We start from the raw sequence: 12,795 nt of genomic DNA on the forward strand, positions 1-12,795 counted from the left end.
ATTGACCGGGCGGGATTCGCAGATTCCCGGGCGATTCGAATCCGCGCTCCCCGTTATCCACAGGCTGTGAACGGAATCGGGTGGCTGTGGACGGCGATGTGGATGGAATCGGATTCGTCCACCGGCGGGGGGGCGCTTCCCCGGTTGGACGGGTTGCGCTACCGCTTATCCCCATGTTGTCCACAGATTGGTCCGGCCCTTCGTCCATCCACAGCGAGGCGCGCGCATGATGACGCGGCTCCACCTCCATCTCCTGTCGGATTCAACCGGCGAGACGCTGGAGAACATCGCCAAGGCGGCGCTGGCGCAATATGACGATGTCGAGACCGTCCGCCATTTCTGGCCGATGGTGCGGACCGAGGCACATCTGGAGCGCATCCTCCAGGAGATCGCGCAGAATCCGGGACTGGTGGTGTTCACCCTGGTCAATCCGTCGACCCGCCGCATCCTGGAATCGCGCTGCGCCGCGCTCGGTCTGCCGGCGGTCGCGCCGCTCGATCCGGTCAACGACGCGCTGTCGGCGATGCTGGGCCAGCAGGCCAAGGCGCGGCCCGGTCGCCAGCATGTGCTCGACGCCGCCTATTTCGCCCGCGTCGATGCGATCCAATGGACCATCGCGCATGACGACGGCATCGCCTGGGAGGAATGGGAGGAGGCGGACATCGTGCTGGCCGGGGTCAGCCGCTCGTCCAAGACGCCGACCTCCATCTATCTCGCCAATCGCGGCTACAAGACCGCCAACATCCCGATCGTGGTCGAAAGCCCGCCGCCCGCCGCGCTCTATTCACTGCGCAATCCGCTGGTCGTCGGCCTGACCACCAGCGCCGACCGGCTGATCCAGATTCGCCGCAACCGCCTGCTGTCGCTCAACCAGATGCCCGACACCGCCTATGTCGAGGAGGAAGCGGTGCTGAAGGAGATCGCCTTCGCGCGCCGCCTGTTCGCCGACAATGGCTGGCCGGTGATCGACGTCACCCGCCGCTCGATCGAGGAGACCGCCGCCGCGGTCGTCTCGCTCGTCAACCAGCGCAAGGCCGAGTCATGAGCGTTTTCCCCACCCTGATCCTGGCCTCGCAGAGCGCCTCGCGTCGGGCGATGCTGACCGATGCGGGCGTTCCCTTCACGCCGATGGCGGCGATGGTGGACGAGGAATCGGCGAAGCAGGCGCTCGCCGACCTGTCGCCACGCGACCTGGCGGATGCGCTCGCCGAGCTGAAGGCGGTGAAGATCGCGACCCAGGTGCCGGGCGCGCTGGTGCTGGGATCGGACTCGCTGGTCGCGCTCGCCGACGGCACCCGCCTCGACAAGCCGGTCGACCGCGACGAGGCCGCGCGCCACCTGCGCGCCATGTCGGGCGGCGTCCACGACCTGTGGAGCGCGGCGGTGATCGCGGAGAATGGCCGCGCGGTGTGGCGGCAGGTCGACCGGGCGCGGCTCCATGTCCGGCCGCTCAGCGACGCGTTCATCGAGCGGTATCTCGACGTCGAATGGCCAGCGATCGCGGGATGCGTCGGCTGTTTTCGGGTCGAGGGGCCGGGCGTCCAGTTGTTCAACCGGGTGGAGGGCAGTCACTTCACCATCCTCGGCATGCCGCTGCTGCCGGTGCTGGGCTATTTGCGCGAACGAAAGGTGATGGCGGCATGATCTACGCCGAGGTGATCGGGGACCCGATCGGGCACAGCAAGTCGCCGATGATCCACCGCCACTGGCTGGCGCAGCTCGGCCTGGACGCGGATTACCGCGCCACTCGGGTCGCGCCCGACGGACTGGCCGCGTTCCTGCGGCACCGGGCGGAGGACCCCGACTGGCGCGGCTGCAACGTCACCGTGCCGCACAAGGTCGCGGCGCTCGACCATGTCGCCGATCCCGGCGGGGTGCGCCAGTCGATCGGCGCGATCAACACCGTCTTCCGCGCCGAGGACGGCACGCTCGCCGGCACCAACACCGATGCCGCCGGCTTCTGGTCGCCGATCGCCGATCTCGACCTGGCGGGACAGCCGGTGACGGTGATCGGCGCGGGCGGTGCGGCGCGGGCGATCCTCTGGGCCCTGTCGCGCGTCGGCGTCGGCCCGGTGACGGTGATGAACCGCAACGTGCTGAAGGCGGCGGCACTGCTCAGCCAGTTCGGGCTGAAGGGCCAGGCGCTGCCGCTTGGCCCCGCCGCGCCTCCGGCCGCGCTGACGGTCAACGCCTCCAGCCTGGGCATGACCGGCCAGCCGCCGCTGTCGCTCGACCTCTCGGCGCTGCCCGGGGACGCGATCGTCTACGACATCGTCTATGCGCCGCTGGAGACCGGGCTGCTCGCCGCCGCGCGCGCGCGCGGGCTGGAGACGGTCGACGGGCTCGACATGTTGGTGGCGCAGGCGGCGGTGGCGTTCGAGATCCTGTTCGGCCAGGCGCCGCCCCGCGACCGGGACGAGGACCTGCGCGCCGCTCTGATCGCGTGACGCCGATGCGGACGCTGGGCCTGACCGGGTCGATCGGCATGGGCAAGTCGACGGTCGCGGCGATGTTCGCCGAGCAGGGCGTGCCGGTGTTCGACGCCGATGCGGCGGTCCACCGGTTGCAGGGGCCGGGCGGGCGATTGCTCGCGGCGATCGAATCGGCCTTTCCCGGCACGACGGGGTCGCTGGGCGTTGACCGCCCTGCCCTGTCGGCGGCGGTGATGGGCGATCCGGCGGCGTTCGCGCGGCTGGAGGCGATCGTCCATCCGGCGGTGGCGGAGGAACGCGCCGCCTTCCTCGCCGACCACGTCGATGCGCCGCTGGTCGTGTTCGACGTGCCCCTGCTGTTCGAGACCGGCGGCGATGCGCGGGTCGACCGGGTCGTGGTCGTCTCCGCGCCCGAGGACATCCAGCGCCGCCGCGTCCTTGCCCGGCCCGGCATGACCGAGGCCAGGCTCGCCGCGATCCTGGCGCGACAGTGGCCCGACGCGGAGAAGCGCGCGCGCGCCGATTTCGTCATCCCGACCGGCGGCGGACTGGACGAAACCCGCGACCATGTCCGGCGGGTGATCGCTTGCATGGGGCCGCGCGAAGGCCGATAACCGCACGGATGCGAGAGATCGTCTTCGACACGGAAACGACCGGGTTCAAATTTTCCGAGGGCGACCGGCTGGTCGAGATCGGCTGCGTCGAACTGGTCAATCGGGTGGAAACCGGCCGGACCTTCCACGCCTATTACAACCCCGAACGATCGATGCCCGCCGAGGCGCAGGCGGTCCACGGCCTGTCCGACGCCTTTCTGTCCGACAAGCCGGTGTTCGCGGCGGGGGTGGCCGACTTCCTCGACTTCATCGGCGATGCGCCGTTGATCGCGCACAATGCCAGCTTCGACTTCGGCTTCATCAACGGCGAGCTGGGCCAGTGCGGCTTCCCGCCGGTCTGCCACAAGACGCGGATGATCGATACGCTGGCCATCTCGCGTCAGAAGCATCCCGGCGCCAAGCATACGCTGGACGCGCTCTGCTCCCGCTATGGCATCGACCGGTCGCATCGCGTGCTGCACGGCGCCTTGCTCGACGCGCAGCTCCTGGCGCAGGTCTATGTCGAACTGATGGGTGGGCGACAGATCGGCCTGGGGCTGAGTCTGGAGCCGGAAGCGGTTGATTCCGGCCCGGTCGTGACGACCACGCCCCGCCGCCAGCGGCCGATCCGCGTTTTCGCGGCCAGCGAGGGAGAGATTGCCGCCCATGCCGCGTTCATGAAGGGGGTCAGCGATCCGATTTGGGGGACCGTGGCGTCCGGATGACGCCGATCCGGTAAGGCCAACAGGACCGCCGGCCTACACGAAGCATAGGAGTTGCGAGAATGGATATCCGGATTTCAGGTCATCAGGTCGAGACGGGCGATGCGCTGAAGGACCATGTCACCGACCGGCTCCAGGGTATCGCCAGCAAATATTTCGAGCGCGCCATCTCGGCGGAGGTCACGTTCGGCAAGGGTCCGCACGATGTCGGCTTCAAATGCGATATCGTCGCGCACATCATGCGCGGCCTGATCCTGAAGGGCCGGCACGAGGCGCAGGATGCGCACCGCGCCTTCGACGCGGCGGCCGAGAAGATCGAGAAGCAGCTGCGCCGCTACATGCGCCGGCTGAAGGACCGCAACGCGGCCCAGGCGATCGAGATCGAACAGGCCAATGGCTATGACAACGCCAATTACACGCTGTTCGCCGAGACGGTGGAGGATGACGAGGCGGGCGACGCGCCGCTGATCATCGCCGAGACGCGCGTCGACGTGCCCGATGCCAGCGTGTCGGACGCGGTAATGATGCTCGACCTGCGCAACACGGCCGCGCTGCTCTTCCGCAATTCGGGCACCGGCGCGTTCAACATGGTCTATCGCCGCGGTGACGGCACGATCGGCTGGGTCGAGCCGCAGGCCGATCAGGTCGAGTCGAACGCGCCCCAGCCCCAGGCGGCCTGACCGACCCGGCCGTGCCGCGACAGGGCACGGCCCCTTGCCACCCCCGCGTCGATCGTTAAGGCGGCGCGGGGCTTTTCCAGAGTGGCACGATGACTGATTTAAGCGATGTGGTCCGCCCGGAGGCCGTGCAGACCGGGTGGAACGTCGCCAACAAGAAGATCCTGTTCCAACAGCTCGGGCAGCTCGCCGCGGCGCAGGCGATCGGCGACGCGCGCCATGTCGCGGAGCGGCTCGCCGACCGCGAGCGGCTGGGTTCGACCGGGTTCGGCGGCGGCGTCGCCATCCCCCATGCCAAGCTGGCCGGCCTGGCCGCGCCGATCGGCCTGTTCGTGCGGCTGGCCCAGCCGATCGAGTTCCAGGCGGTCGACGACCTGCCGGTCGATCTGGTGTTCGCGCTGCTGTCGCCGGTCGATGCCGGGCAGGAACATCTAAAGGCGCTGGCGCGCGTGTCCCGTCGGCTGCGCGACCGGCCGTTCGTCGACAAGCTGCGCGGCGCCGGCTCGCCCGACGCGCTGTATGCGCTGTTCACCACCCCGGACCCGCGCCGTGCCGCCTGAGGCCGCCGCACTAGCCGAGGGCGAAGCAGCCCATTTCCGCGCGCTGGAATCGCTCTACGCGCACGCGCCGATCAACCGCTTCTTCGAATCCGCGCTGGAGATCGCCGACGCCGGCATCGCCCGCATCCGCTTCACGCTCGACGAACGCCATTTCCATGCCGGCGGCGCGGCACATGGCACCAGCTATTTCAAGATGCTGGACGATGCCGCCTTCTACGCCTGCAACAGTCTGGTCAGTGATCGCTTCCTGTTGACCACCGCGTTCAACCTGCTCCTCACCCGGCCGCTCCGGGCGGGACCGGTGGTGGCGGAGGGGCGCTGGGTCAGCGGCAGGCGCCGCGTACTGGTCGGCGAGGCGCGACTGATCGATGCGGACGGCGAGGAGGCGGCGCGTGGCACCGGCACCTTCATGCGCTCGCGCATCGCGCTTGCCGGCCTGCCCGGCTATGCCGTCGCATGACCGACGGCCGGCTGCCCACCCATTTGCTGGTCGGTGCGTTGCTGCGCCGCGCGAATGACGGTGGCGGCATGGGCATGGTGTTGGCCAAGGGCGATGCGCAGGGCGGCGGCATCCTGATCGTCGCGGCAGAGCCCGGCGCCCCGGAAAGGCTTCTGGAGCGTGCCTTAGACCTTGATGGTAAACCCATATTAAGGAATGTGACGCCCAACGACGATCTGACCGGCTATTGGCGGCGGCGTCGCGACCGGGATCGCGACCTGTGGGTGATCGAACTCACTGTCGCAGGCGTCGAACGGTTCATCGCCGATACAGTCGCGTCGAATTGACATGGAACCGTAACGCAGCGAGACGGCCGGCATTCCAATGGGCGTTGTGCCGTGTCTGGGTGCGATCCAGGTCGGTGACGCAGTCGGGGGGTAGCCCGGACGATCGCTGCAAATGCGATCGGGTCCGTGAACCAACCGCATGTCGAATTGATTGAATGTCGTTTTTCTCTCGGGTCGTGACTGCTGCGACCTTTGCTCTTTCCCTGGCCGGGGCTCTTGCCAGCTCGCCCGGTTGGGCCACCGGTACGGACCAGGGTCTGGTCACGACTCCGGCGCTCCAGACGTTGAACACGCTGGCCCCCCAGATGGTTCCTGCGGTCGAGCCCGTCGCTCCCGCCTCCACCGTCACGCCCTCCTCGGTCCCGATGGTGCAGCCGCTCCCGGCCGAAGAGCCCGAATTCGAGACGCTCGACGCCGCCGTCGCCGCCCAGGCCAGCGAAGCCAAGGACGAGGCGACCCGCTGCCTGGCCGGCGCTATCTATTTCGAGGCCAAGGGCGAGCCGCTCGCCGGCCAGCTCGCCGTCGCCGAAGTCATCCTGAACCGCGCCAAATCGGGCCGTTATCCGCCGGACGTGTGCAGCGTCATCACCCAGCGCGGCCAGTTCTCCTTCGTGCGCGGCGGCAAGATCCCCGCGATCGATACCGACCGCCGGTCCTATCGCACCGCCGTCGCGGTCGCCCGCGTTGCCCTTGACGACATGTGGGACAGCAACGCGTCCGACGCGATGTATTTCAACGCCACCCATCGCCGCCCGTCGGGCGGGGCGATCAAGGTCGCGTCGATCGGCAATCACGTCTTCTATCGCTGAACCTCGTACGGCGTTCGGGCTTGCTCCGTTCGCTGGATGTTCCTAAAGTCGCCGTCATGCTCGACGTCGCACCCGCCTCGTGCCGCGATCCCTTAGACGCAACGCTCTGCGCCGCCGATGTGGCGCGGGGCGTCGTACGCATGCTGCTCCGCCACGACCTGGTCGCGATGGCGGAGGTGCCGCTCGACGGTGGCCGCCGCGCTGACCTGATGGCGATCGATGCCAAGGGACGCATCGTCGTCGTCGAGATCAAGACCAGCCGCGCCGACTTGCTGGGCGACGGCAAATGGCCCGACTATCTCGACCATTGCGACCGCTATTTCTGGGCGGTGCCGGCCGGCTTCGACCTGGCGCCGCTCGACGGCGCGGCCTTCCTGCCGGAGCGGACCGGGGTGATCGTCGCCGACCGTTACGACGCGGCGATCGTGCGCGAGGCGCATACCACCCCGCTGCCCGCGCATGTCCGCAAGCGCTGCACCCTCGCCTTCGCCCGCCGCGCGGCACGACGGCTGACGCACCTGGTCGATCCGGACAGCGCCGCGCTCGGCTGAGGGCAGGCTGCCGTGACAGGTCGGTATTCGTGCGGAGCCCTCGCTTCCGCCGGGCGCATCGCGTCGCTACAGGCGATGGCATGAGCGATGCGCGACCGATCCTGATCTTCGATTCCGGCGTCGGCGGACTTTCGATCGCGGGGCCGGTACGCGCCGCCCTGCCCCGCGCGCCCATCGTCTATGCCGCCGATTCGGCCGGCTTTCCCTATGGCACCAAGAGCGAGGCGGAGATCGCAGCGCGCGTTCCCGCCTTGCTCGGCCGGCTGGCGGAGCGTCATCACCCGCGGCTGATCGTCATCGCCTGCAACACCGCCTCCACCATCGCGCTGCCGGCGGTGCGGGCGGCGCTCGATTGTCCCATCGTCGGCACGGTGCCGGCGATCAAGCCCGCCGCGCTGCTGAGCCGGACCCGCACGATCGGCGTGCTCGGCACCGAGGCGACCGTCCGCCAGCCCTATGTCGACGACCTGGCGGCGCGGTTCGCGGCCGATTGCACGGTGATCCGCCACGGCTCGGCGGCGCTGGTCGCGCTGGCGGAGGGGATGCTGGCGGGCGTGGCCCCCGATCCGACGGCGGTGCGCGCCGAGCTGGACGGGCTGTTCGACCAGCCGGGCGGCGCGGGCATCGACGTGATCGTCAACGCCTGCACCCATTTTCCGCTGCTGGAGCCGGTGATGGCCGCGGCAGTGGCTGGGGTGGCGCCGGGGCTGCGCTTCGTCGATGGCGGCCCCGGCATCGCCCGGCGGGTCGCGCATTTGACGCAGGGGCAGGACTGGCCCGACCGGCCGTCACCGCACCGGCTGGTCTTTACCCGACTCGACGCGCGCGAGGCGGCGATCGGCCGGTCGCTCGCCGGCTACGGCTATGCCGCGCCCGAGCGCCTGTGAGGCGGACGAATGGCCGGGCCACCGAAAACCTTTGCCACGCGCTAATTGATAATTAGTCGCAAGCTCTCTATGTGCCGCATATGGCTTCAGACTGTCTTGCGACCTTCCCGCGCCGCCGCAACGCCACCGTGTCGACGATCGACTGGACGCGACTGGCGCCGCCCGAGGCGCGGCGGCTGCGCGAGCTGGGCTTCGACGAGGGTGTCGAGGTGCAGGTGCTGCACCGGGCGACGCTGGGTGGCGGCCCGATCGCATGCCGGATCGGCCGGATGACGGTGGCGCTGCGCCGCGCGGTCGCCGCGTCGATCCATGTCGCGCCGATCGCCGGCTGACTTATGACCCAGGCCGCGCCTTTGGTGGCGCTGGTCGGCAATCCCAATGCCGGCAAGAGCGCGCTGTTCAACGCCCTGACGGGCGCCCGCCAGAAGGTGGGCAACTATCCGGGCGTGACGGTGGAGCGGCATTCGGGCCGGATCGCGCTGGAGGACGGCCGCCCGGTCGAACTGGTCGACCTGCCCGGCGCCTACAGCCTCGACCCCTCCTCGCCCGACGAGCGGGTCACGCGTGACGTGGTGACCGGCCGGTCGAGCTTCGAACGCGTGCCCGACGCGATGGTCGTGGTGGTCGACGCCGCCAATCTCGACAACCACCTGCGCTTCGCGCTGCAACTGATCGCGCTGGGCCGGCCGGTGGTGGTGGCGCTCAACATGGTCGACCTGGCGGAGCGCGACGGGCTGGTGCTCGATCCCGCGGTCCTGGCACGCGAGCTGGGCGTGCCGGTGGTGCCCACCGTCGCGGTGCGCAAGCGCGGGCTGGACGATCTGCGCCACCAGCTCACCGCAGCGCTGGGCGCCGCGCCGCCGCCGGCTCCGGTCCAGGACCAGCCGGACGAGCCGCTGTCGACGCTGCAACGCCGCGCCCGTGCGATCGCCAAGGCCGCGATCGTGTCGGAGACGCCGGCGCGCCGCTGGGCGCACTGGCTGGACGCGGTGGCGCTGCACCCGGTGGTCGGGCCGCTGCTGCTCGTCAGCCTGTTGTTCGTGATGTTCCAGGCGGTCTTCACCTGGGCGACCGTCCCCGCCGACATGATCGACGCCGGGTTCAAGGCGCTGGAGGGCTGGATCGCCAGCCATGCGCCCGACGGCTTCCTGCGCTCGCTGGTCACCGACGGGCTGATCGCCGGCGTCGGCGCTGTGATCGTCTTCCTGCCGCAGATCCTGATCCTGTTCCTGTTCATCCTGGTGCTCGAATCGAGCGGATACATGGTCCGGGCCGCCTTCCTGATGGACCGGCTGATGGCGACCGTCGGCCTGTCGGGCCGCGCCTTCATCCCCCTCCTCTCCAGCTTCGCCTGCGCGGTGCCGGGGATCATGGCGACCCGGACGATCGAGGACGAGAAGGATCGCCTGACCACCATCCTGATCGCGCCGCTGATGACCTGTTCGGCGCGCTGGCCGGTCTACACCCTCATCATCGGCGCGATGATCCCCAACACGCCGGTCCTGCCCTTCGTCCGGCTGCAGGGGCTGGTGATGTTCGGGCTGCTGATCATCGGCATCGCCGGCGCCTATGTCGCCGCGCTGGTGCTGCGGCGGACGGTGACCAAGGGCGCGTCCTCGGGCTTCATGATGGAGATGCCCAAATATCAATGGCCGCGCATCCAGGACATCGCGATCGGCCTGTGGAGCCGCGCGCTGATCTTCCTGAAGCGGGCGGGCACGATCATCGCCGCGACCACGGTGGTGCTGTGGCTTTTGCTCAGCTTCCCCAAGCCGCCCGAGGGCAGCGGGATCTCGCCGGTCGACTATTCGATCGCCGGCCGGATCGGGCGCGGGATCGAGGTGGTGGTGAAGCCGATCGGCTTCAACCGCGACATCGCGCTGGCCCTGCTGCCCGCCATGGCCGCGCGCGAAGTGGCGGTGTCGGCGATCGGCACCGTCTATGCCATCGACAATACCGACGGCGCGGCGGGGCAGGAGGCGTTGAGCGACCGGCTACGCGGCCGCTGGTCGCTACCCACCGCGCTCGCCTTCCTGATGTGGTTCGTGTTCGCGCCGCAATGCATTTCCACCATCGCCGTCACCCGGCGCGAGACGAATGGATGGAAATGGCCGCTGTTCATGGTTGGCTATTTGTTCGCGGCTGCGTACATCATGGCCGGCATCACTTACTGGCTGGCGGTCGCCGTCGGCCTCTAGACTCTCGGGGCAGTTCATGGCGGGTAGCGTCAACAAGGTCATTCTCGTCGGCAATCTGGGGCGCGACCCCGAAAGCCGCAGCTTCCAGAACGGCGGCAAGGTCGTGAACCTGCGCATCGCCACGTCCGAAAGCTGGAAGGACCGCAACAGCGGCGAGCGCAAGGAAAAGACCGAGTGGCATTCGGTCGCCATCTTCAACGAGGGGTTGGCCAACGTCGCTGAGCGGTTCCTGCGCAAGGGGTCGAAGGTCTATATCGAGGGCCAGCTCCAGACCCGGAAATGGCAGGACCAGAACGGCCAGGATAAATATTCGACCGAGATCGTCCTGCAGGGCTTCAACAGCGTGCTGACCATGCTCGACGGACCCCAGGGCGGGGCCGGCGGCGGCGGCAGCCGCGGCGGCGGCGATGAATGGGGCGGCGGCGGCAACGAATTCGGCGGCGGCGGGTCGGGCGGCGGCTTTGGCGGCGGAAACCGCGGCGGGTCCGGCGGATCGTCGGGTGGTTCGGGCGGCGGCAGCCGGGGCGGTGGCTTCGGCGGTGGTGGCTTCGCCGACGATCTCGACGACGATGTGCCGTTCTGATCGCTCGCGCGTTCCCGCCCCGTGATCCCCGATTCCTCCTCCAGCGACACCCCCCTCTTGTGCGTCGAGCCCCATGTGCGGGTGCTGTCGACCTATGACGCGCAGCATCTGCGCGACACCGGCGCGCTCGACGACCTGACGCGTTTCGCCGCGCATCTCTGCGACGCGCCGATCGCTCTGGTGACGCTGCTGGAGGAGGAATATCAGCATTTCATCGCGCGCTCCGGCATGGCGGGCGACGGCACCCCGCGCGACATCTCCTTCTGCACCCATGCGGTGATGGGGCGCGAGCCGATGATCGTGCCCGACACGCACGAGGATCTGCGCTTCGTCGCCAACCCGCTGGTCACCGGCGAGCCCCATGTGCGTTTCTATGCCGGCGCGCCGCTGCTTGCCAGCGACGGTCGGGCGCTCGGCACGCTCTGCATCCTCGACACCCGCCCGCGCGACGGCCTCACCCCGCTCCAGCACGAGGGGCTGGTGGTGCTGGCCGCCGCCGCCATGGCGCGGCTCGACGACCGCCGCGCCGCGCGCGAACAGGGACTGGTCGCCGCCCGCTCGCGCCGCGCGCTGGAGGAAAGCGACCTGCGCTTCCGCACGCTGGCGGACACGATGCCGCAGATGGTCTGGTCGACCCGGCCCGACGGCTATCATGACTACTACAATGCGCGCTGGTACGAGTTCACCGGCACGCCGGTCGGATCCACCGATGGCGAGGGCTGGAACGACATGTTCCACCGCGACGACCAGGACCGCGCCTGGACGGTCTGGCGGCACTGTCTGGCAACGGGCGATCCGTACCAGATCGAATATCGCCTGCGTCATTTCGACGGCACCTATCGCTGGGTGCTGGGCCGCGCGCTGCCGATCCGCGACGACAAGGGCGCCATCACCCGCTGGTTCGGCACCTGCACCGACATCCACGAGCAGAAGCTGGCGCTGGAGGAACGCGAGATCATCAGCCAGGAGCTGAGCCATCGCATCAAAAACATCTTCGCGGTGATCGCCGGGCTGGTCCAGTTCGCCGCCCGCGCCCGGCCCGAATTTCGCCCCGCCGCCGATGATCTGCGCCAGCGGATCATGGCGCTGGGCCGCGCGCACGACTTCGTCCGTCCGCACAGCGTCGCCTCGCGCCCGTCGGGCCAGCAGGACAGCCTGACCGGATTATTGGGCCAGATTTTCGAACCCTATCATCTGCGCGATCGGTCGCGCGTGACGATCAGCGGCGACGACATGCTGATCGACGACCGTTCGGCGACACCGCTCGCCTTGCTGTTCCACGAGCTGGCGACCAACGCGACCAAATATGGCGCCCTGGCGCGCGAGGACGGGCATGTCCGCCTGACCATCGAGGCCGGAGAGCAGCATGTCGCACTCTGCTGGTGCGAGGAAGGGGGCCCGACCGTGGCCGAGCCGGGCGGGGAGCGCATGGGTTTCGGCAGCCAGCTGGTCGAATTGTCGGCGGTGCGACAGCTGGGCGGCACCGTCGCGCGCGACTGGAAGCCGGAGGGGTTGCGGGTGACGGTGACGATCCCGCGCGCGGCGTTCAGCCGGCGTTGAGCTGACCCAGCGGTACGACGTCCTCGTTCGCCGCGTCCCGACCACCCGAGGCCAGACTGGCCGCCGCCAGGATCGCCGCTTCGCTGAACGGCTTGCGGACATAACCCAGCGCGCCTTCGTCGCCGCCAATCTGGGTCGGATTGGCGGTGACGAACACGACCTTCACGCCATAATCGTGGGCGATGCGCCGGGCGATGTCGGGGCCAGTGGCCCCGTCGCGCAGGTTAATGTCGACAAAGGCGAAGCTGCACTGCGGCGCCGCCTCCAGCGCCTCGCTGCGGTCGGCCGCGATCGCCGCGACGCAATAGCCGGCGTCCATCAGGATCCGCTCCAGGTCGAGGGCCACGAAAATCTCATCTTCGACGATCAGGGCCGTCTTCGGCATGGCGGAATTCCATCAGTGTCGGCCGCAGCAACGGCTCACATAGATCATAGTT

At 69.1% G+C, this 12,795-nt stretch carries 17 protein-coding genes; 16 read left to right on the plus strand and 1 reads right to left on the minus strand.

Annotated features, from left to right (window positions below; genetic code table 11):
- Nucleotides 1-229 precede the first annotated feature (229 nt).
- From GGQ96_RS11970 to GGQ96_RS12045, 16 genes are all read left to right on the plus strand, one after another.
- Nucleotides 230-1,045, plus strand: coding sequence for a pyruvate, water dikinase regulatory protein (locus GGQ96_RS11970; RefSeq protein ID WP_184115147.1), 816 nt, complete (start codon nucleotides 230-232; stop codon nucleotides 1,043-1,045).
- Nucleotides 1,042-1,644: a Maf family protein gene (locus GGQ96_RS11975; RefSeq protein WP_184114896.1), complete on the plus strand. Its 603-nt coding sequence runs from the start codon at nucleotides 1,042-1,044 to the stop codon at nucleotides 1,642-1,644. The genes GGQ96_RS11970 and GGQ96_RS11975 overlap by 4 nt, the downstream gene beginning before the upstream one ends.
- On the plus strand, nucleotides 1,641-2,447 hold the full coding sequence (locus GGQ96_RS11980; RefSeq protein ID WP_184114898.1) for a shikimate dehydrogenase family protein: 807 nt from the start codon (nucleotides 1,641-1,643) through the stop codon (nucleotides 2,445-2,447). Before GGQ96_RS11975 ends, GGQ96_RS11980 begins: the two co-directional genes overlap by 4 nt.
- A gap of 5 nt (nucleotides 2,448-2,452) precedes the next feature.
- Nucleotides 2,453-3,046 carry a dephospho-CoA kinase gene (gene coaE, locus GGQ96_RS11985; RefSeq protein ID WP_184114900.1) on the plus strand — a complete coding sequence of 198 codons (594 nt, stop codon included), beginning with the start codon at nucleotides 2,453-2,455 and terminating at the stop codon, nucleotides 3,044-3,046.
- An 8-nt stretch (nucleotides 3,047-3,054) separates the two neighbouring features.
- Nucleotides 3,055-3,750 carry a DNA polymerase III subunit epsilon gene (dnaQ, locus tag GGQ96_RS11990; RefSeq protein WP_184114902.1) on the plus strand — a complete coding sequence of 232 codons (696 nt, stop codon included), beginning with the start codon at nucleotides 3,055-3,057 and terminating at the stop codon, nucleotides 3,748-3,750.
- A 59-nt stretch (nucleotides 3,751-3,809) separates the two neighbouring features.
- Nucleotides 3,810-4,427: a ribosome hibernation-promoting factor, HPF/YfiA family gene (hpf, locus tag GGQ96_RS11995; protein ID WP_184114904.1), complete on the plus strand. Its 618-nt coding sequence runs from the start codon at nucleotides 3,810-3,812 to the stop codon at nucleotides 4,425-4,427.
- 89 nt (nucleotides 4,428-4,516) lie between these two features.
- Nucleotides 4,517-4,984, plus strand: coding sequence for a PTS sugar transporter subunit IIA (locus GGQ96_RS12000; RefSeq protein ID WP_184114906.1), 468 nt, complete (start codon nucleotides 4,517-4,519; stop codon nucleotides 4,982-4,984).
- The gene (locus GGQ96_RS12005; protein ID WP_184114908.1) at nucleotides 4,944-5,444 is read left to right on the plus strand and encodes a PaaI family thioesterase; all 501 of its coding nucleotides are present in this window, start codon (nucleotides 4,944-4,946) and stop codon (nucleotides 5,442-5,444) included. Before GGQ96_RS12000 ends, GGQ96_RS12005 begins: the two co-directional genes overlap by 41 nt.
- Nucleotides 5,441-5,770: a DUF1491 family protein gene (locus tag GGQ96_RS12010; protein ID WP_184114910.1), complete on the plus strand. Its 330-nt coding sequence runs from the start codon at nucleotides 5,441-5,443 to the stop codon at nucleotides 5,768-5,770. The genes GGQ96_RS12005 and GGQ96_RS12010 overlap by 4 nt, the downstream gene beginning before the upstream one ends.
- A 155-nt stretch (nucleotides 5,771-5,925) precedes the next feature.
- Complete coding sequence (locus tag GGQ96_RS12015; protein ID WP_184114912.1) at nucleotides 5,926-6,579, plus strand: cell wall hydrolase; 654 nt, start codon at nucleotides 5,926-5,928, stop codon at nucleotides 6,577-6,579.
- Between the two features lie 56 nt (nucleotides 6,580-6,635).
- Nucleotides 6,636-7,130: an MmcB family DNA repair protein gene (locus GGQ96_RS12020; RefSeq protein ID WP_184114914.1), complete on the plus strand. Its 495-nt coding sequence runs from the start codon at nucleotides 6,636-6,638 to the stop codon at nucleotides 7,128-7,130.
- A gap of 80 nt (nucleotides 7,131-7,210) precedes the next feature.
- The gene (gene murI / locus GGQ96_RS12025; RefSeq protein WP_184114916.1) at nucleotides 7,211-8,017 is read left to right on the plus strand and encodes a glutamate racemase; all 807 of its coding nucleotides are present in this window, start codon (nucleotides 7,211-7,213) and stop codon (nucleotides 8,015-8,017) included.
- Nucleotides 8,018-8,097: 80 nt separating this feature from the next.
- On the plus strand, nucleotides 8,098-8,349 hold the full coding sequence (locus tag GGQ96_RS12030; protein WP_184114918.1) for a FeoA family protein: 252 nt from the start codon (nucleotides 8,098-8,100) through the stop codon (nucleotides 8,347-8,349).
- Between the two features lie 3 nt (nucleotides 8,350-8,352).
- Nucleotides 8,353-10,215 carry a ferrous iron transporter B gene (gene feoB, locus GGQ96_RS12035; protein ID WP_184114920.1) on the plus strand — a complete coding sequence of 621 codons (1,863 nt, stop codon included), beginning with the start codon at nucleotides 8,353-8,355 and terminating at the stop codon, nucleotides 10,213-10,215.
- A gap of 16 nt (nucleotides 10,216-10,231) precedes the next feature.
- Nucleotides 10,232-10,798 (plus strand): single-stranded DNA-binding protein, encoded by a 567-nt coding sequence (gene ssb / locus GGQ96_RS12040; protein ID WP_184114922.1) that lies wholly within the window; start codon nucleotides 10,232-10,234, stop codon nucleotides 10,796-10,798.
- A 75-nt stretch (nucleotides 10,799-10,873) separates the two neighbouring features.
- Nucleotides 10,874-12,358, plus strand: a complete 1,485-nt coding sequence (locus tag GGQ96_RS12045; RefSeq protein WP_343059030.1) for a sensor histidine kinase — start codon at nucleotides 10,874-10,876, stop codon at nucleotides 12,356-12,358.
- Here GGQ96_RS12045 and GGQ96_RS12050 read toward each other — a convergent pair.
- Nucleotides 12,345-12,743, minus strand: coding sequence for a response regulator (locus tag GGQ96_RS12050; RefSeq protein WP_184114924.1), 399 nt, complete (start codon nucleotides 12,741-12,743; stop codon nucleotides 12,345-12,347). The genes GGQ96_RS12045 and GGQ96_RS12050 overlap by 14 nt on opposite strands.
- Between the last annotated feature and the right edge of the window lie 52 nt (nucleotides 12,744-12,795).

Source organism: Sphingomonas abaci (assembly GCF_014199625.1).
Lineage (GTDB): Bacteria > Pseudomonadota > Alphaproteobacteria > Sphingomonadales > Sphingomonadaceae > Sphingomonas > Sphingomonas abaci.